This is a genomic window from Microbacterium sp. NPDC064942 (assembly GCF_049545525.1).
GTDB lineage: Bacteria > Actinomycetota > Actinomycetes > Actinomycetales > Microbacteriaceae > Microbacterium > Microbacterium gawkjiense.
The window spans coordinates 116656-134430 of record NZ_JBMWDR010000004.1 but is presented as its reverse complement, the minus strand read 5'-3'; the positions used below and the strand labels follow the sequence as shown (position 1 = coordinate 134430).

At 69.8% G+C, this 17775-nt stretch carries 19 protein-coding genes and 4 tRNA genes; 6 read left to right on the top strand and 17 right to left on the bottom strand.

Annotation, left to right across the window (positions count from 1 at the left end):
- Nucleotides 1-10 precede the first annotated feature (10 nt).
- From secF to pdxS, 9 genes are all read right to left on the bottom strand, one after another.
- Nucleotides 11-1000, bottom strand: a complete 990-nt coding sequence (gene secF / locus ACPEH2_RS09115) for a protein translocase subunit SecF (RefSeq protein ID WP_217531645.1) — start codon at nucleotides 998-1000, stop codon at nucleotides 11-13.
- Nucleotides 1000-2715 (bottom strand): protein translocase subunit SecD, encoded by a 1716-nt coding sequence (gene secD, locus ACPEH2_RS09110; protein WP_217531646.1) that lies wholly within the window; start codon nucleotides 2713-2715, stop codon nucleotides 1000-1002. The genes secF and secD overlap by 1 nt, the downstream gene beginning before the upstream one ends.
- A 38-nt stretch (nucleotides 2716-2753) precedes the next feature.
- Nucleotides 2754-3203 (bottom strand): preprotein translocase subunit YajC, encoded by a 450-nt coding sequence (locus ACPEH2_RS09105; RefSeq protein WP_064002096.1) that lies wholly within the window; start codon nucleotides 3201-3203, stop codon nucleotides 2754-2756.
- Between the two features lie 76 nt (nucleotides 3204-3279).
- Entirely contained in the window at nucleotides 3280-4311 is a 1032-nt protein-coding gene (gene ruvB / locus ACPEH2_RS09100; RefSeq protein ID WP_359918757.1) for a Holliday junction branch migration DNA helicase RuvB, read from the bottom strand.
- A complete protein-coding gene (gene ruvA / locus ACPEH2_RS09095; RefSeq protein ID WP_359918758.1) occupies nucleotides 4304-4915 on the bottom strand; it encodes a Holliday junction branch migration protein RuvA in 612 nt (203 codons plus the stop codon). The genes ruvB and ruvA overlap by 8 nt, the downstream gene beginning before the upstream one ends.
- Nucleotides 4916-4976: 61 nt before the next feature.
- Nucleotides 4977-5540: a crossover junction endodeoxyribonuclease RuvC gene (ruvC, locus tag ACPEH2_RS09090; protein ID WP_359918759.1), complete on the bottom strand. Its 564-nt coding sequence runs from the start codon at nucleotides 5538-5540 to the stop codon at nucleotides 4977-4979.
- A 53-nt stretch (nucleotides 5541-5593) separates the two neighbouring features.
- Nucleotides 5594-6358, bottom strand: a complete 765-nt coding sequence (locus ACPEH2_RS09085; RefSeq protein WP_217531651.1) for a YebC/PmpR family DNA-binding transcriptional regulator — start codon at nucleotides 6356-6358, stop codon at nucleotides 5594-5596.
- Nucleotides 6359-6416: 58 nt separating this feature from the next.
- Nucleotides 6417-7010 carry a pyridoxal 5'-phosphate synthase glutaminase subunit PdxT gene (pdxT, locus tag ACPEH2_RS09080; RefSeq protein ID WP_359918760.1) on the bottom strand — a complete coding sequence of 198 codons (594 nt, stop codon included), beginning with the start codon at nucleotides 7008-7010 and terminating at the stop codon, nucleotides 6417-6419.
- Nucleotides 7004-7894, bottom strand: a complete 891-nt coding sequence (gene pdxS / locus ACPEH2_RS09075; RefSeq protein ID WP_359918762.1) for a pyridoxal 5'-phosphate synthase lyase subunit PdxS — start codon at nucleotides 7892-7894, stop codon at nucleotides 7004-7006. The genes pdxT and pdxS overlap by 7 nt, the downstream gene beginning before the upstream one ends.
- A 39-nt stretch (nucleotides 7895-7933) precedes the next feature.
- On the opposite strand from pdxS, the gene ACPEH2_RS09070 reads away from it, so the two are divergent.
- Both ACPEH2_RS09070 and pdxY read left to right on the top strand, forming a co-directional pair.
- Entirely contained in the window at nucleotides 7934-9286 is a 1353-nt protein-coding gene (locus ACPEH2_RS09070; protein ID WP_359918764.1) for an aminotransferase class I/II-fold pyridoxal phosphate-dependent enzyme, read from the top strand.
- Entirely contained in the window at nucleotides 9283-10134 is an 852-nt protein-coding gene (gene pdxY / locus ACPEH2_RS09065) for a pyridoxal kinase PdxY (RefSeq protein WP_217531657.1), read from the top strand. The genes ACPEH2_RS09070 and pdxY overlap by 4 nt, the downstream gene beginning before the upstream one ends.
- Nucleotides 10135-10155: 21 nt before the next feature.
- Here the strand turns inward: pdxY and ACPEH2_RS09060 are convergent, their stop codons facing one another.
- Both ACPEH2_RS09060 and thrS read right to left on the bottom strand, forming a co-directional pair.
- Complete coding sequence (locus ACPEH2_RS09060; RefSeq protein WP_359918765.1) at nucleotides 10156-10704, bottom strand: HIT family protein; 549 nt, start codon at nucleotides 10702-10704, stop codon at nucleotides 10156-10158.
- Nucleotides 10701-12710, bottom strand: a complete 2010-nt coding sequence (gene thrS, locus ACPEH2_RS09055) for a threonine--tRNA ligase (protein WP_359918766.1) — start codon at nucleotides 12708-12710, stop codon at nucleotides 10701-10703. The genes ACPEH2_RS09060 and thrS overlap by 4 nt, the downstream gene beginning before the upstream one ends.
- A gap of 155 nt (nucleotides 12711-12865) precedes the next feature.
- Here thrS and ACPEH2_RS09050 point away from each other — a divergent pair, with 155 nt between their 5' ends.
- A complete protein-coding gene (locus ACPEH2_RS09050) occupies nucleotides 12866-14032 on the top strand; it encodes an SLC13 family permease (RefSeq protein ID WP_359918768.1) in 1167 nt (388 codons plus the stop codon).
- Between the two features lie 2 nt (nucleotides 14033-14034).
- Here ACPEH2_RS09050 and ACPEH2_RS09045 read toward each other — a convergent pair whose 3' ends face one another.
- Complete coding sequence (locus tag ACPEH2_RS09045; RefSeq protein WP_359918770.1) at nucleotides 14035-14691, bottom strand: DNA alkylation repair protein; 657 nt, start codon at nucleotides 14689-14691, stop codon at nucleotides 14035-14037.
- 1 nt (nucleotide 14692) lies between these two features.
- Nucleotides 14693-15205 (bottom strand): glycine cleavage system protein R, encoded by a 513-nt coding sequence (locus ACPEH2_RS09040; RefSeq protein WP_311862038.1) that lies wholly within the window; start codon nucleotides 15203-15205, stop codon nucleotides 14693-14695.
- A 76-nt stretch (nucleotides 15206-15281) separates the two neighbouring features.
- On the opposite strand from ACPEH2_RS09040, the gene ACPEH2_RS09035 reads away from it, so the two are divergent.
- Nucleotides 15282-16325 carry an NAD(P)-dependent alcohol dehydrogenase gene (locus tag ACPEH2_RS09035; RefSeq protein WP_359918772.1) on the top strand — a complete coding sequence of 348 codons (1044 nt, stop codon included), beginning with the start codon at nucleotides 15282-15284 and terminating at the stop codon, nucleotides 16323-16325.
- An 18-nt stretch (nucleotides 16326-16343) separates the two neighbouring features.
- Here the strand turns inward: ACPEH2_RS09035 and ACPEH2_RS09030 are convergent, their stop codons facing one another.
- Nucleotides 16344-16694, bottom strand: a complete 351-nt coding sequence (locus ACPEH2_RS09030; RefSeq protein ID WP_064002111.1) for a YnfA family protein — start codon at nucleotides 16692-16694, stop codon at nucleotides 16344-16346.
- Between the two features lie 136 nt (nucleotides 16695-16830).
- Here ACPEH2_RS09030 and ACPEH2_RS09025 point away from each other — a divergent pair, with 136 nt between their 5' ends.
- Nucleotides 16831-17145 (top strand): hypothetical protein, encoded by a 315-nt coding sequence (locus tag ACPEH2_RS09025; RefSeq protein WP_217531671.1) that lies wholly within the window; start codon nucleotides 16831-16833, stop codon nucleotides 17143-17145.
- Between the two features lie 90 nt (nucleotides 17146-17235).
- On the opposite strand, the gene ACPEH2_RS09020 is transcribed toward ACPEH2_RS09025, so the two are convergent.
- The 3 genes from ACPEH2_RS09020 to ACPEH2_RS09010 form a co-directional block, all read right to left on the bottom strand.
- Nucleotides 17236-17307 (bottom strand) — tRNA-Val (locus tag ACPEH2_RS09020).
- A gap of 24 nt (nucleotides 17308-17331) precedes the next feature.
- Nucleotides 17332-17405: transfer RNA gene (locus ACPEH2_RS09015), tRNA-Cys, on the bottom strand.
- 55 nt (nucleotides 17406-17460) lie between these two features.
- Nucleotides 17461-17532, bottom strand: a tRNA-Gly gene (locus ACPEH2_RS09010).
- 159 nt (nucleotides 17533-17691) lie between these two features.
- Here ACPEH2_RS09010 and ACPEH2_RS09005 point away from each other — a divergent pair.
- Nucleotides 17692-17764: transfer RNA gene (locus tag ACPEH2_RS09005), tRNA-Val, on the top strand.
- The last annotated feature ends 11 nt before the right edge of the window (nucleotides 17765-17775 follow it).

Here is a 17775-nt window from a genome sequence, read left to right as displayed (position 1 = left end):
CGCATCCGGCTCAGACCGCGGCGACGGCGGCCGAACGGGCCTCGATGACGCGCTGATCCCGCGCCTTGAGGTCGGACTCGTTCTCGCGCAGCAGCGAGTACAGCGGGGCCGCGACGAACAGCGTCGAATAGGCCGCGACGATCGTTCCGACGAAGATCGAGAGCGAGATGTCGGTGAGCGTCTGCGCACCGAGCCACAGGGCGCCGATGAAGAGGATCGCTCCCGTCGGCAGCACGGCCACGACGGTCGTGTTGATCGAGCGGACGAGCGTCTGGTTCACCGCGAGGTTGACCGACTCGCCGAACGTCCTCCCGGACTTCTCCCCGTCTTCGAACGTGTTCTCGCGGATCTTGTCGAACACGACCGTCGTGTCATACAGCGAGTACGACAGGATCGTGAGGAAGCCGATGACGGCCGCCGGGGAGATCTCGAACCCGAATAGCGCGTACACCCCGACCGTCACGACGAGCACGTCGACGAGACCGATCATCGCCGCGACGGACATCTTCCACGTGCGGAAGTACAGCGCCAGGATCAGGAACGTCAGCACGAGGAAGATCGCCAAACCCCACAACGACTGCCGGGTGACGCTCTCACCCCAGCTCGGACCGATGAAGGACGAGCTCACGCTGTCATCCGGAACGTTGAACGCCTCGACGAGGGCGGAGGTCACTTGGCGCGTTTCCAGCTCACCCAGCTGGTCGGTCTGGATGCGCAGGCTGTCGTCGCCGACCGTCGTGACGCGGGTCGCGGCATCCGGGACCACTGACTGCACCGCATCGGTCGCGCGCAGCTGATCCGGAGACGCGACGTCGTTGACCGTGAACTGCGAGCCGCCCGTGAACTCGATCGAGAACTGGATGGGGCGGAAGACCGGCACCAGCGCCGAACCGATCACGAGGATCGCCGCGATGAGGAACCAGAGGCGCCGACGGCCGACGAACGGAAAGGAGACCTTCCCCGTGTACAGGTCGTTACCGAAATCGTTCATGGAGCGCATCAGTCGTCCCCCTCCCCTGCGGAGCGGGTATCGCCGCTCTGCTGCGCGAGCTTGCGCTCGGCGATCGTCTGGCGGCGGACCGCCTCACTGCGGGACCTCGACGACCGCTTCTCGGATTGCGACTTTCCGCCCGCGGCCACCGGGGCGCGGAACTGCGCACGGCCGCGATACACCGCGCCGAGCGCGGTCGGGTCGAGCCCGGACAGCGGGTGTCCGCCCCCGAAGAACGACGTGCGCGCGAGCAGCTGCAGCACCGGGTGGGTGAAGAGCACGAAGATGAGCACGTCGATGACGGTCGTGAGACCCAGCGTGAAGGCGAAGCCCTTCACGGTCGCGTCGGCGAGGATGTAAAGCACCACGGCGGCGAGGATGTTGATCGACTTCGAGATGTAGATCGTCCGCTTGGCGCGTGCCCAGCCGTCCTCCACCGCACTCGTGATCGACTTGCCGTCACGGAGCTCGTCTCGGATGCGCTCGAAGTAGACGATGAACGAGTCGGCGGTGAAGCCGATCGTCACGATGAGGCCCGCGACACCGGCCAGCGACAGGCGGAAGCCCATGCGCCAGGCGAGGATGCAGAGCGTGATGTAGGTCAGGATGCCCATCACGGCGAGCGAGGCGATGATGACCGACCCGAGCGCGCGGTAGACCACGAGCGAGTAGACCGCGACGAGGGCGAGACCGATGAGCCCCGCGACGAGGCCGATCAGCAGCTGCTGGGAACCGAGCGTCGCCGAGATCGCGTTGCTGCTCTGCACCTCGAAGCTCAGCGGCAGGGCACCGTACTTGAGCTGGTCGGCGAGGGTCTTCGAGGTCTCCTGGTCGAAGTTGCCGGTGATCTGCGGCTTGCCGTCGGTGATGACCGCGTTCATCGACGGGGCCGAGATGACCTCGCCGTCGAGCACGAAGGCGAACTGGTTCTGCGGCGGCTGCAGGTTGAACAGACGCTGGCTGATCTCGCCGAAGGTCTCCGTCCCGGCGCTGTCGAAGACGATGTTGACGGCCCACTGACCGTTCTGCGAGTTGAGACCGTTCGACGCGTCCGAGATGGCCGAACCGTCGAGTTCGACCGGTCCGAGCAGGTACTTCGCCGACCCGTCGGCGTCGCACGTGATGAGCGGCTGGTCGGCGGGCTCCTGTGCGGCGTCGTTCGCGGGGTTCGCGCAGTCGTAGGCGAGGAACTCGGCCTGGACCTCCTCCGTCGCCCACGACAAGTCGCTGCCGTTGGTCGGCGACGGGGTGGGCGTCGCGTTCAGCGAGGGGCCCGGGGTCGGGTAGGGCGTCTCCTTGCCGTCCTCGCCGATGAAGGTGTTCGTCGGAGCGGCGGTGTAGAGCACCGCGCGCAGCTGCATCTGCGCCGAACGGCCGATGCGGTCGCGGGTCTCCTCGTCGGCGATGCCCGGGAGCTGGACGACGATCTGGTTGCCCGCCTGCGTGGTGATGTCGGTCTCACCGACACCCGAGGCATCCACGCGCTGGCGGATGATCGAGACCGCCTGCTGCATCTGGTCGGCGGTGGGCTGCGCCCCCTCCTCCGTCTGCGCCTGCAGGATGATCTGCGTGCCGCCCTGCAGGTCGAGGGCGAGCTCGGGAACCCACGAGCTCCGCTCGAACAGGTAGACGCCCGCGGCGTTCACGCCGAAGAGGACGGCCGTCAGGGCCAGGAGTCCGATCAGTGCGCGCCACGCGCGCCGGACGGGGGTGGATGAAGCCACGGAGGGAACTTTCGTGAGGGGCCGCCGGAGCGGTGAGGTCAGGCCTTGGGCTTGTCGTCCGCGTCGGGCGTACCGTCGACGGGACGGATCTCCGCATCGGTCTCGTCGCGCGAGACGATCACGTCGTCGCCGGGAACCTGCTCGGTCTCATCGACGACGGGCTCCTCCTCCTCGACGGCGCGCAGGATCGCCTGGCTGTGGACCTCGACGACCATGCCCGGGGCGAGCTCGACGTGGGCGGGCTTCGAGAGGTCGGTCGGGTCGTACTCGACGATCGTCCCGTAGAGGCCGCCCTGGAGCAGCACCTTCACGCCGGGCACCATCTGCAGGGCCTTCTTCTCCTGCTCCTCCTTCATCCGCTTCGTGCGACGACGCGAGCTGATGAACATGAAGACGAGCAGACCCGCCAGCAGGATGAGCAGGCCGTAGTCCGTGAAGAAGTTGCCTCCGGTGGCCTGCGTGGTGTTCTGCTGGGAGAGAAGCAACATGAACGGGTGTCCGCCTTTCGGGTGGGCACGCCGCAGCGATGCGGCGAAGAGGGTGGGAGGCCGGAGCCTTCAGCGATTATAGGTCATCGAGGGTCAGCGCCCCGTCGTGGCGGGGGATGCCCAGGTGCGCGTACGCGTCGGGGGTCGCGACGCGCCCGCGAGGGGTGCGCCCCATGAAGCCGATGCGCACGAGGTAGGGCTCGACGACCGACTCGATGGTGTCGGCCTCCTCCCCCACCGTCACCGCGAGGGTGTTGAGCCCCACGGGGCCGCCGCGGAAGCGGCGTACGAGGGCGTCGAGCACCGCGCGGTCGAGCCGGTCGAGTCCCAGATCGTCGACGTCGTACAGGTCGAGCGCGGCGGACACGTCCGCCGTCGTCGCCTGCGTCGAGGAACCACCGTGGACCACGACGTAGTCCCGCACCCGGCGCAGCAGCCGATTCGCGATGCGGGGTGTGCCGCGCGACCGACGCGCGATCTCGGCGCGGGATGCCGCCGGCAGGTCGACGTCGAGCATCACCGCCGAACGGGCGATGACCTGCTCGAGCTCGATCGGCTCGTAGTACTCGAGGTGGGCGGTGAAGCCGAACCGGTCGCGCAGCGGGTTCGGCAGCATTCCCGACCGCGTCGTCGCGCCGACGAGGGTGAAGGGAGCGAGATCGAGCGGGATGCTGGTGGCCCCGGCCCCCTTGCCGACCATGATGTCGACCCGGAAGTCCTCCATCGCGAGGTACAGCATCTCCTCGGCCGAGCGCGCCATCCGGTGGATCTCGTCGATGAAGAGGACCTCGCCGGGCACCAGGCTCGACAGCAGGGCGGCGAGATCTCCGGCGTGCTGGATCGCGGGACCGCTCGACATCCGCAGAGGACGCTCGCTCTCGTGCGCGACGATCATCGCGAGGGTGGTCTTGCCGAGCCCCGGAGGGCCCGACAGCAGGATGTGGTCGGCCGGACGCTGCTGGATGCGGGCGGCATCCAACAGCAACTGCAGCTGCCCGCGCACCTTCATCTGACCGACGAACTCGGCGAGCGACCCCGGGCGCAGCGCGCCTTCGACGGCGAGTTCGCCCTCGTCCTCGGGAAGGCGCTGGTCGCGGGCCTCAGACACCGGTGCGCTCCGCACGTGCGGGACCGAGATGGGCGAGAGCGAGCTTGAGCAGCGCCGGCACGGTGGCTCCCGCGGGCGCCTCGGCCAGGACGTTCTCGGCGGTCTCCGTCGCGACGCGCTCGCTCCACCCCAGCGCGACGAGCGCCGCCGCCAGCTGCACGCCGAGACCCTGCGCGGCGGGGACGCCGGGCGTCGCGCGAGCCGGCGCGGTGAGCTTGCCGGCGAGCTGCACGACGATCAGTTTGGCGGTCTTCGGGCCGATGCCCGAGACGCGGCGGAAGGGCGCGTCGTCCTCATCGGCGACCGCGGTCGCGATCTGATCGACTGTGAGGGCCGAGAGCACCCCGAGCGCGGACTTCGGTCCGACACCCGAGACACTGAGCAGATGGCCGAACACGTCGAGTTCGGACCGGTCCTCGAAGCCGAACAGCAGCATGGCATCCTCGCGGACGATCATCGAGGTGTGCACGAAGACCTCATCGCCGAGGTGCAGCTGCCGCGCGTACTGCGCCGTGACGGCGACCGCGTAACCGACCCCGTGCACGTCGATGACGACCGAGTCGGGTTCGAGGTGCAGCACACGGCCGCGCAGCGAGGAGATCATGATCCGAGCCTAAGCGAGCCTTCGGACCTATGTTCGAGCGACACACCTGGGACGTGCGGTCTCAGCGTCGCGTCGCCTTCTCCGCGGCGGCCCACGCACGCTGGGCGGGGGTGAGCGCCGCGGCGGCGCCTCCAGCGGCCGGACCGCGACGCCACGCGTGGCAGAGCGCGAGGGCCAGCGCGTCGGCGGCGTCGGCGGGCTGAGGCAGCGCGTCGAGGCGCAGCACCCGCGCGACCATCGTCTGCACCTGCAGCTTCTCGGCGTTGCCGTACCCCGTGATGGCGGCCTTGACCTCGGACGGCGTGTGCGTCGCGGCGGGCAGCCCGTGCTCGGCGGCGAGCAGCAGCGCGATGCCGCTGGCCTGCGCCGTCCCCATGACCGTGCTGCGGTTCTGCTGGGCGAAGACCCGCTCGACGGCCACGACGTCAGGCCCGTGATCGGCGATCACCGCGCGGATGCCGGCCGCGATGCTCGCGAGCCGCTGCTCGATCGGCGCATCGGTCGCCGAACGGACGACACCGACGTGCACGAGCGTGGCCGATCTGTCGGCGCGCACGTCGACGACCCCCACGCCGCAGCGGGTGAGTCCCGGATCGATGCCGAGGACGCGAAGAGCGGATGCCACTCCCCCACGCTAGGCGGGAGGTGCGGCATCCGCTCGTCGGCGCGCCTGCGGAGTCAGTCCTCGTCGTCGGTTTCGAGCTCGGCCTGGACCTCGGGCGTCAGGTCGAAGTTGGCGTAGACGTTCTGCACGTCGTCGCTGTCCTCGAGGGCGTCGATGAGGCGGAAGATCTTGCGCGCGGTGTCGGCGTCGATCTCGACCTTGAGGTTCGGGACGAACTCGACGTCGGCCGAGTCGTACTCGATGCCGGCGTCGGTGAGCGCGGTGCGCACCGAGACGAGATCGGATGCCTCGGTGACGACCTCGAAGCCCTCGGCCCGCGGCTCGATCTCCTCGGCACCGGCTTCGAGAGCCGCCATCATGAGGTCGTCCTCGGTCGTCCCCTCACCGGAGACGACGATGACGCCCTTGCGCGTGAAGTTGTAGGCGACCGATCCGGGATCGGCGAGGGTGCCGCCGTTCCGGGTGAGGGCCGTGCGGACCTCCGCGGCGGCACGGTTCTTGTTGTCGGTCAGACACTCGACCATGAGCGCCACGCCGTTGGGTCCGTAGGCCTCGTACATGATCGAGGTGTACTCGACCGACTCGCCGCCAATGCCGGCGCCGCGCTTGATGGCGCGGTCGATGTTGTCCTTCGGGACCGAGGTCTTCTTCGCCTTCAGGACGGCGTCGAAGAGGGTCGGGTTGCCCTGCAGGTCGGCGCCACCCAGCTTGGCGGCGACCTCGATGTTCTTGATGAGCTTCGCCCACGACTTCGCACGACGCGCGTCGATGACGGCCTTCTTGTGCTTCGTGGTGGCCCACTTGGAATGTCCGCTCACGGGACTCCTCTCGGAAAAAGCGCGGGGTCCAGTCTACGACCGTGCCGACATGGGGCCGCTACGCGTCCTGCACGCTCGCAAGGAACAACTCGTGGAAACGCGTCTCGGCATCGAGCTCCGGGTGGAAGGAGAGGCCGATGACCGCACCCTGGCGCACCCCCACGACCCTGCCGTCGGGGAGGGCGGCGATCGCCTCGGCCGCCGGTCCGACCTCTTCGACGACGGGGGCGCGGATGAAGGTCGCGCGCACCGGCGGCTCGCCGACCGCCGGCACCGAGAGCTCGGTCTCGAAGGACTCGACCTGGCCACCGAACGCGTTCCGGCGCACCGTCACGTCCAGGCCGCCGAACGTCTGCTGCCCGGCGATCCCGTCCGCGAGGCGATCGGCGAGGAGGATGAGGCCGGCACAGGTGCCGTACACCGGCATCCCCTCCGCGATGGCGGAACGGATGGGCTCTTGCATCCCGAACGCGCGGGAGAGCTTGTCGATGACACTCGACTCGCCCCCGGGGAGCACGAGCCCCTGCACCTGCGCGAGCTCCTCCGGCCGCCGGACCGGGACGACGTCGGCGCCGAGCTCGGCGAGCACGCGCGTGTGTTCGCGGACGTCGCCCTGGAGGGCGAGGACGCCGACGCGGGGAGCGGTCACCATCCCCGCTCAGCGAGCCGGTGCGGCGCGGCGAGGTCGGAGACGTTGATGCCGACCATCGCCTCACCGAGCCCACGCGAGACGTCGGCGATGACCTTCGCGTCGTCGTGGAACGTCGTCGCCTTGACGATCGCCGCGGCACGTTCGGCGGGGTTGCCGCTCTTGAAGATGCCCGAGCCCACGAAGACGCCGTCGGCTCCGAGCTGCATCATCATGGCCGCGTCCGCGGGTGTCGCGACACCGCCGGCGACGAAGAGGACGACGGGCAGGTTGCCGGTCTCGGCGACCTCGGCGACGAGCTCGTAGGGCGCCTGCAGTTCCTTGGCCGCGACGTAGAGCTCGTCCTTCGGCAGCGCGGCGAGGGCGGCGATCTCACCGCGGATCTTGCGGATGTGCTTCATCGCCTCGGACACGTCGCCGGTACCGGCCTCGCCCTTCGAGCGGATCATGGCCGCACCTTCGGTGATGCGTCGCAGGGCTTCGCCGAGGTTCGTCGCTCCGCAGACGAACGGCACCGTGAAGTCCCACTTGTCGATGTGGTTCACGTAGTCGGCGGGTGAGAGCACCTCGGACTCGTCGATGTAGTCGACGCCGAGCTCCTGCAGCACCTGCGCCTCGACGAAGTGCCCGATGCGCGCCTTGGCCATCACCGGGATGGAGACCGACGCGATGATGTCGTCGATGAGGTCGGGGTCGCTCATACGGGCGACGCCGCCCTGGGCACGGATGTCGGCGGGCACGCGTTCGAGCGCCATGACGGCGACGGCGCCGGCGTCCTCGGCGATCTTGGCCTGGTCGGCGGTGACGACGTCCATGATGACGCCGCCCTTGAGCATCTCGGCGAGGCCGCGCTTCACCCGCGCGGTTCCAGTCGTGTTCGTTGGCATAGGCCAAAAGTTAGCATGACTCGGACATAGACTCGTCCCGTGGCAGACGATGTCCTGACGATCGGCGGCGAGACCGCCGCCGAGATCGCGGACAGCATCCGTGCCCTCATCGACCGCGGCGACCTCACCCCCGGCGCCGCGCTCCCCTCCGTCCGCGCACTCGCCGACCTCGTCGGGGTGAACCGCAACACGGTCGTCGCCGCGTACCGCCTCCTCGCCGCCGCCGGAGCGGTCGAGACCGCCGGCCGCGCCGGTACCCGCGTCGCGCCGCGCTCCGACCCGGCACAGGAGGGCTTCGCCGCCGACACCGTGCTGCGCGACATCGGGACGGGGAACCCGGACCCCGCGCTCATCCCGGACCCCTCGCATGCGCTGTCGAGCCTCGCGGGTCGGCCCGTCCTCTACGGCGAACCGACGATCGACCCCGACCTCGAAACGTGGGCGTCTCAGTGGATCGCGAAGGATCTGCCCGAACGCGCCGAGCTGCGTCTCACCATCACGGGAGGCGCGGTCGACGCGCTCGAGCGCCTCTTCGCCGACGCCCTCACCCGCGACGACGCCGTCGGGCTCGAGGATCCCTGCTTCCTCTCCGCCCTCCGCACGGTGCGGATCGGCGGTTACCGGCCGGTCCCGATTCCCGTCGACGACCAGGGGATGACGGTCGCCGGGCTGCGCGCCGCGCTCGACGCCGGCGTGCGCGCCATCGTGTGCACCCCGCGGGCGCAGAACCCCACCGGTGTGAGCCTGACCGCCGAGCGGGCGGCGCAGCTGCGCGCCGTGCTGGAGCAGCATCCGTATGTCCTCGTGATCGAGGACGACCACTTCTCGATGCTCTCGCGCGAGCCGTACCACTCGATCATCGGGCCCGGGCACCGACGGTGGGCCCTCATCCGCTCGGTGTCGAAGTTCCTCGGGCCCGACATGTGCCTCGCGGTCACCGCGAGCGACACCGAGACCGCCGAGCGCCTGGCGCGCCGACTGAGCCCCGGGTCCACCTGGGTGAGCCACCTGCTGCAGCGTCTCGTGCTCGCGCTCGTCTCCGACGACGCCGTCCTGGCCGGGGTGGAGCGCGCCGCACGCCATTACCGCGCACGTAACGACCGCTTCGCCGCGGAGCTCACGCGACTCGGCCTGCCCACCGCGGCGGGCGACGGGCTGAGCGTGTGGGTGAGTGTCCCCGCTCCCGCCCGCGCCGTCGCCGAGCAGCTCATGCGTCGTGGGTGGCTCGCCCGTCCCGGCGACGAGTTCGTCCTCGCCGATCCCGCGGCGACCCACCGCCTGCGCCTGACCGTCCACGATCTGTCCGACACCGACCTCGCGCGCCTGGCCGCCGACGTCGCCGCCTCGGCGCGAGCCATCGCGCCCTCACCGGAAGCGAGTACCGCCCCGTGAAGATCCTCTCCATCCAGTCCGCCGTCGCGTACGGTCACGTCGGAAACTCCGCCGCGGTATTCCCGCTGCAGCGCATCGGCGTCGAGGTGTACCCGGTGTACACCGTGAACTTCTCGAACCACACCGGGTACGGCGCGTGGCGCGGCCCGCTCATCAGCCCGCAGGACGTCGCCGACGTCATCACCGGCATCGAGGAGCGCGGCGCGTTCGGCGAGATCGACGCCGTCCTCTCGGGGTACCAGGGCGGTGAGGGCATCGGCGACGTCATCCTCGACGCGGTCGCCCGGGTCAAGGCCGCCAACCCGAGCGCGATCTACGCCTGCGACCCCGTCATGGGCAACGCGAAGAGCGGATGCTTCGTGGCCCCCGCCATCCCGGTCCTGCTGCGCGAGCGGGTCGTCCCGGCCGCCGACCTCATCACCCCGAACCAGTTCGAACTGGGGTTCCTCACCGGGACCGAGCCGTCGGACCTCGAGTCGACGCTCGCGTCGGTCGACGCCGCCCGGGCGATGGGCCCGTCGACGGTCCTCGTCACGAGCGTCGAGCGTCCCGACCGCCCCGAGGGGACGATCGAGATGCTCGCGGTCACGGACGACGGCGCGTGGATCGTCCGCACCCCCCACATCCCGATGAAGGCCAACGGCTCGGGTGATGTCACGGCAGCCCTGTTCACGGCGCACTTCCGCCGCACCGGCGACGCGGCGGACGCCCTCGCGCGGACGACCTCGAGCGTCTTCGACCTGCTGCAGCAGACGTACGACGCGGGTTCGCGCGAGCTCCGACTGATCGAGGCGCAGGAGGCCTACGCCCACCCGCGGATGCAGTTCGAGGTCACGCAGGTCCGCTGACGTGGCGGGGCGGCCGGCTCGTCAGATGACGGGCCAGCCGTCGGCCACGGCCTGCCGAACCTCGCCGAGCAACTGCGGCAGGGCCTTCGTCTTGGCGATGATGGGGAAGAAGTTCGCGTCCGTCGCCCAGCGCGGCACCACGTGCTGGTGCAGGTGCTCGGCGACACCGGCGCCGGCGACCGCCCCCTGGTTCATTCCGAGGTTGAACCCGTCGCAGTTCGCGACGGTCCGGAGAACCCGCATCGCGATCTGGGTCAGCGCGCCGATCTCGGCGACCTCCTCGGGGGTCGCATCGTCGTACGTCGCGAAGTGACGGTACGGGCACACCAGCAGATGACCCGAGTTGTACGGGAACAGGTTCAGCAGCACGTAGGCCGTCTCGCCGCGCGCGACGATCAGCCCCTCCTCGTCGGACTTGTCCGGCGCGGCGCAGAACGGGCAGTCGTGCTTCAGTGGCTCGGGGCCCGCCTGGATGTACGCCATCCGGTGCGGCGTCCACAGGCGCTGGAACTCGTCGGGCACGCCGGCGAGCTGAGCGGCATCCTCCACACGACGGTCGTCGTCCGTCATGACAGGTCCGCGGCGGCGTTCACGAGCGTGCGGTCCGCGATCGCCGCGACGATCTTGTCGATCGCCTCGTCGACGGGGATGCCGTTGGTCTGCGAGCCGTCGCGGAACCGGAACGACACGGTGCCCCCCGAACGGTCCTGCTCCCCCGCGATGAGCTGAAGGGGGACCTTCTGGGTCGTGTGGGTGCGGATCTTCTTCGGCATGCGGTCGTCGGAGTGGTCGACCTCGGCGCGGACGCCCTCGGCGCGCAGGCGCGCCACGATCTCGTCGAGGTACGGCCCGTACTCCTCGGCGACGGGGATGCCGACGACCTGGACCGGAGCGAGCCACACCGGGAACGCACCCGCGTAGTGCTCGAGGAGGATCGCGAAGAACCGCTCGATCGACCCGAACAGCGCACGGTGGATCATGACCGGACGGTGCTTCTCACCGTCGGGACCGGTGTACTCGAGCTCGAACCGCTCGGGCTGGTTGAAGTCGAGCTGGATCGTCGACATCTGCCAGGTGCGTCCGATCGCGTCCCGCGCCTGGACGGAGATCTTCGGGCCGTAGAACGCGGCGCCGCCCGGGTCGGGCACGAGTTCGAGACCGGAACCCTCGGCGACCTCCCGCAGGGTTTGCGTCGCCTCGTCCCACAGACTGTCGTCGCCGATGAACTTGGGGTTGCCCTCCTCCTTCGTCGACAGCTCGAGGTAGAAGTCGTTCAGCCCGTAGTCGCGCAGGGTCTTCAGCACGAATTCGAGGCTGTGCTCGAGTTCGCCCTTGACCTGGTCGGACGTCACGTAGATGTGGGTGTCGTCCTGCGTCATCCCCCGCACGCGGGTCAGGCCGGCGAGCGTGCCGCTCTTCTCGTAGCGGTAGACCGAGCCGAACTCGCTGAGCCGCAGCGGCAGTTCGCGGTAGCTGCGCCCGCGCGAGCGGAAGATCAGGTTGTGGAACGGGCAGTTCATGGGCTTGAGGTAGTACTCCTGGCCCTCGCGCGAGACGTGGCCGTCGGCATCCACCACCTCATCCAGCACCATCGGGGGGTACATGCCGTCGGCGTACCACTGCAGGTGACCGCTCGTCATGAACAGGTCGCCCTTGGTGATGTGGGGCGTGTTCACGACCTGGTATCCGTTCGCGAGGAGACTCTCGCGCATGTAGCGCTCGATCTCGTACCGGATGATCCCGCCCTTGGGGTGGAACACCGAAAGGCCGGGCCCGATCTCCTCTGGGAAGGAGAAGAGGTCGAGGTCCTTGCCGAGCTTGCGGTGGTCGCGTTTGGCGGCCTCCTCGAGGCGGTGCTGGTAGGCGCGCAGCTCGTCCTTGGACGGCCACGCGGTGCCGTAGATGCGCTGCAGCTGCGGGTTCTTCTCGCTGCCGCGCCAGTAGGCGCCGGCGACGCGGGTGAGGTCCCAGCCGTTGCCGGCGACACGGGTGCTCGGCACGTGCGGCCCGCGGCAGAGGTCCTTCCACGCGGTCTCACCGTCGCGGGTGACGTTGTCGTAGATGGTGAGTTCGCCGGCGCCCACCTCGACGGACGCGCCCTCGGCCGCCTCCTGCGACCCGCCCTTCAGCCCGATCAGCTCGAGCTTGAACGGCTCATGGGCGAGCTCGGCGCGGGCCTCGTCATCGGTCACCACTCGGCGGACGAAACGCTGTCCTTCACGGACGATGCGCTCCATCTCCTTCTTGATGGCCTTGAGGTCCTCGGGGGTGAAGGGCTCCTCGACGCCGAAGTCGTAGTAGAAGCCGTCGGTGATCGGCGGGCCGATCCCGAGGTTCGCCTGCGGGCGGACGCGCTGCACGGCCTGCGCGAGGATGTGGGCCGTCGAGTGGCGCAGGATGTTCAGCCCGTCGGGGCTCGACACGGTGACCGGCTCGACGCCGTCGAGAGAGTCGACGACCGTCGCGAGGTCCTTCAGCTCGCCGCGGATGCGGAGCGCGACGATGGAGCGGTCGGGGAACAGGGCGAAACCGTCGGCGGGAAGGGCGACATCCGCCGGGGCGATCGGATCAGACAAGGGGAGATCTCCAGAAGGTGGCTCGGATCACGGTGACTCAGCTTCGAGCGCTGTACGCGCTCCGCCCGCTCAGGCCCGCGGCGTTCGCGTGCCGGCGAGGTGGGACACCCGGCTGTTCTGCATCCTGCGAGTCTACTGGGCCGCCGGGAGAGGCGATGATGGATGCCGTGAAGCTCACTCTCGCGGGGCTCGTCCTGCTCGTGGGCGCGATCGTCGCCGTCGCCACCGGCATCCTGCCTCTCTCCGAGCTCGGCGTGGTCGCCGAGCGCGTGCTCCCGATCCTCGCGTTCGTCGTGGCGGTCACCGTCGTCGCGGAGCTCGCGGCGAAGGCCGGGGTCTTCGACGTCACCGCGTCGTGGCTGGCCCGGATGTCGCGTGGACGCACCACTCTGCTCTGGGCACTCGTCGTGGCCCTCGCGATCGTGACCACCGCCTTCCTGTCGCTCGACACGACCGCCGTCCTCCTCACCCCCGTCGTGATCGCCGTCGCACGCGCGAACGGGCTGCCGCCGCTGCCGTTCGCCCTCGCGACGGTGTGGCTGGCGAACACCGCGTCGCTCCTGCTGCCGGTGTCGAACCTGACGAACCTCCTCGCCCTGGCCCGGATGCCGGGGGCCGCCGACCCGACGTCGTTCGTGCTCCTGCTCGGACCGTCCGCCGCCGTCGCCGTCCTCGTGACCGTCGCCCTCCTATGGGTCATCCATCGGCGCTCGCTGGTCGGCTCGTTCACGGTGGCCCCGCCGCCGCGGGTGAGCGACCGGGTGCAGCTCCTTGCGGCATCCGTCATCGTCCTCGCCCTGCTGCCGTTGCTCGTGAGCGGGATCGAGCCGTGGATCCCCGCGACGGTGGCGGCGCTCGCCCTGATCGGTCTGTTCGCGTGGCGCTCGCCGAAGGCGCTGCGGCTGCGGGTCGTGCCGTGGTCGCTGCTCGTGTTCGCCGCCGGACTCTTCTCGGCCGTCGCCGCCCTCGAGGCGTGGGGGTCCGGGCAACTGGCGACGGCTGTCGCCGGTTCGGGGTCGGCGCCGGTCGATCTGCTGCGGATGTCGGGAACGGCGTTCGTGACCGCGAACGCGCTCGACAACCTTCCCGCGTATCTGCTGCTCGAATCGACGGCGGACACGCCGGGGCGCCTGGCTGCCCTGCTGATCGGCGTGAACGCCGGGCCGCTCATCACGCCGTGGGCGTCGCTGGCCACCCTGCTCTGGCATCAGCGGCTCGTGGCGGCGGGGGTGCACCTGCCGTGGCGTCGCTTCATCCTGTGGGGTCTCGTCGCGGCTCCCCTCGTCGTCGCCGCCGCGACCGTCCCGCTGCTGCTGCGCTGACCTCAGAGGTGCTTCAGCGCCTCGCGACGGCTGAGTGGACTCAGCGCGTGGGCGGACACGTAGGCGGACACCCACTCCGGGTACGCCCGGGCGGCGTCGCGCAACGCCCAGCCGATGGCCTTGCGGATGAAGAACTCGCCGTCGCGGAGGTTCGGCTCGAGCGCGTCGGTCAGCAGGCGCAGGTCCGTCCGCTCGCGGCGACCGAGCTGGCTGAGGATCGCGAGGCGTCGCAGCCACAGCTCCTCGCTCACACACCACCCGCGGACGAGGGCGTCTCCGTCGCGGGGATGCTCGTCGAGGAGTTCGCGGACGCGGCCGCTCAGCTCGTCGGTGACATCCCACCAGCGGCCCGTCCGCACCATGTGCTCGACGAGCGGGACGATCCGCAGGTCCGCGCGGGCGGGAGGCACGGCCAGGAGCATCATGGCCGCGTACCGCTCCTCGCGATGGGATGCCGCATCCCACAGCTCCCGCGCGTCGTCGAGGATGCGCAGGGGGTCGGTCTCCCCCGCGGCCGCCGCCCGCGCGATCCGTCGCGTCTCCGGCACCCGCACGCCCAGGAACGGAAGGTCGGACTTCATGTACGCCTGCTGGCCGGCCGCGCGGGACGGGTCGGCTGCGGCCCGCAGGCGGGAGCGGATCTCGTCGACGCAGTGCACGTCAGGCGACGGTGAGGTCCACCTGGATCTCGCCCGCGAGCTCCTCCAGCGCGGCCGTCACCGGCGCGGCATCCGCTCCGGCCGGCACGCGGAACGCGACCGTCGCCTCGAAGAGGGTCCCGCCCGCCATCGGCGCGTCGAGCGTCCGACTGCGGAAGGTGTCGATGCTGAGCGCATGGGCGGCGATCGCCGCGGTCACGTCGCGCACGATCCCGGGGCGGTCGTTGCCGAGGACGGTGACCTCCATCGCACGCTCGACGGGTTCGGTCACCGAGGCCACGCGTCCGCCGTGGACGGTGACGCGCAGCATCCCGTCGAGTCCTTCGAGCGCCGTGACGAGGTCGGCCTCACGGTCGTCGTCGATCGAGACGAGCACGATGCCGGCGAAGGCGCCGGCCAGCTCGGCGAGCTCGCTGCGCTCCCAGTTGCCTCCCGCGGCCGAGACCTGCTCGGCGAGGGCGTTGACGAGTCCGGGACGGTCGTCGCCGACCACAGTGAGCACGAGGTGGGCCATGGCGGGATCCTATCGGTCGGGATGCCGCGGCGCAGGGGCATGCGCCGCGAGACGCATGCGGCGTAGCGTGCCACGCATGAAGGCACTCCAGTACACGCGCATTGGTTCACCCCCCGAGGTCGTCGAGATCGAGAAGCCGACTGCAGGGCCCGGGCAGGTGCTGCTCAAGGTCACCGCGGCGGGCGTCTGCCACTCGGACGAGTTCGTCATGGGGCTGAGCGAGGAGGAGTACACCGCCGCGGGGTACCCCCTGCCGTTGACCCTCGGGCACGAGGGGGCGGGCATCGTCGAAGAGCTCGGCGAGGGCGTCGAGCACCTGCAGGTCGGGGACGCCGTCGCTGTGTACGGTCCGTGGGGATGCGGGCGCTGCCGCAACTGCGCGCAGGGCAAGGAGAACTACTGCACGAACGCGCAGTCCGAAGGGATCATGCCTCCCGGCCTCGGCGCACCCGGATCGATGGCCGAGCACATGATCGTCGACAGCGCCCGTCACCTCGTTCCGCTCGGCGATCTGGACCCCGTGAATAACGTCTCCCTGACGGATGCCGGGCTCACCCCGTATCACGCGATCAAGACCTCGCTGCCGAAGCTCGGCGCCGGCACGACCGCCGTGGTGATCGGGACGGGCGGTCTCGGGCACGTCGCGATCCAGATCCTGCGTGCGGTGTCGGCGACGACGGTCATCGCGTTGGACGTGAACGACGAAAAGCTGGCGCTCGCGCGCGAGGTCGGCGCGCATCACGCCGTCCTGAGCGATGAGAACGCCGTCGACGCCATCCGCGACCTCACCGGCGGCCTGGGGGCGAATGCGGTGTTCGACTTCGTCGGTGCGGAACCGACAATCGCCACCGCGGTCGGCGCAGCGGCCGTCGACGCCGACGTGACCATCGTCGGGATCGGCGGGGGCACGGCTCATGTGGGCTTCGGATCCATCGCCTACGACGCCGCCGTCCGCATCCCGTACTGGGGATCGCGCAGTGAGTTGATCGAGGTGCTCGACCTCGCACGATCGGGTCAGGTGTCGGTCGAGGTGCAGCGGTACTTCCTCGACGACGGCCCGAAGGCCTATGAGGCGCTCGCGGCCGGGAAGGTGCGGGGGCGCGCGGTCATCGTTCCCTGATCCGCCGCGGGGTCGCGATCATCCGTCGACGGCGTCGGTCACCACCGGCGCGAAGATGATGATCGCGGCCCCGACCAGGGCGACACCGGAGCCCACGTAGTCCCACACGGTGGGGCGGAACCCGTCGACGACGATCCCCCAGGCCAAGGATCCCGCGACGAACACTCCGCCGTACGCGGCGAGCACCCGTCCGAAATGAGCGTCGGGCTGCAGGGCGGCGACGAAGCCGTAGGCGCCGAGGGCGACGATCCCGAGCAGCGCGAACCACCATCCTCGGTTCTCCCTCACGGCCTGCCAGATCAACCAGGCGCCGCCGATCTCGGCGACGGCGGCGAGGACGAAAAGGACGATGATCCGGGCGGTGGTCATGTCCGCATTGTCTCAGCGACCTGTGACGACCCTGCGACACGTCCGGCCGGTGCGCGGGGATGGCCCGCGCGGGTGAGAGGATGACCGTGGAGACCGCAGCTCCGCCCTTCTGTACGCCTCGACCAGGGTCGGTTCCATGGGACTCCTCGCCTACAACAGCACCACACGCTTCGACATCGACGATCGCACTCTCGCGCACCTCGAAGCCGTCATCTACGCCAAGCTCCGCCGCGGCGAAGCCTTCCTCTTCACGTGGTCGCGGGCCGCGGGTGAAGGCACCGGCCGCACGACCGTGTGGATGAACCGGGCATCGAGCCTCGCCTTCCGCCGGCGGGGCGACGCCCGCATCCCGCTCAACCACGAGTGGGTCGAGCGCCTGATGGCTGCCGCGAACTCCCCCGCCGGACTCCACGAGCTGCCCGAGACGGAGCAGGTCGCAGCCGTCGGCTGAACCCTCGCTGCGCGGGCCCGGGGCGCCTCGGGCCCGCACAGCGCCGCACGCGCACAACAAAAAACCCCCGGATGACCGGGGGTTTGTCTGTGCGCGATACTGGGATCGAACCAGTGACCTCTTCCGTGTCAGGGAAGCGCGCTACCGCTGCGCCAATCGCGCCTGTGAAGGCTGTTGAGTTGTGAGTGGAGGTGGCGACGGGATTCGAACCCGTGTGGACGGCTTTGCAGGCCGCTGCCTAGCCACTCGGCCACGCCACCGTGTGTGGTTTGACCCACGTGACGCGATCTCCCCGGAGGAAGATCCCCACACTCGAGCGGATGACGAGATTCGAACTCGCGACCCTCACCTTGGCAAGGTGATGCGCTACCACTGCGCTACATCCGCATTTCGTTCCGGATCTCTCCGGCACTCGTTAAACATTAGACGATTCCGGCGCCAGCGCAAAACCGAGTACGCCCCGCGCGTGTCACCCGATCGGGCTTCCGTCGGTTCGGTCGGAGCCTCGCGATCCGGTATGCTCGGACACCGGCCCGAGTGTCATTCGGGCGATTGGCGCAGTTGGTAGCGCGCTTCCTTCACACGGAAGAGGTCGTCGGTTCGAGTCCGGCATCGCCCACCGAACAAGCC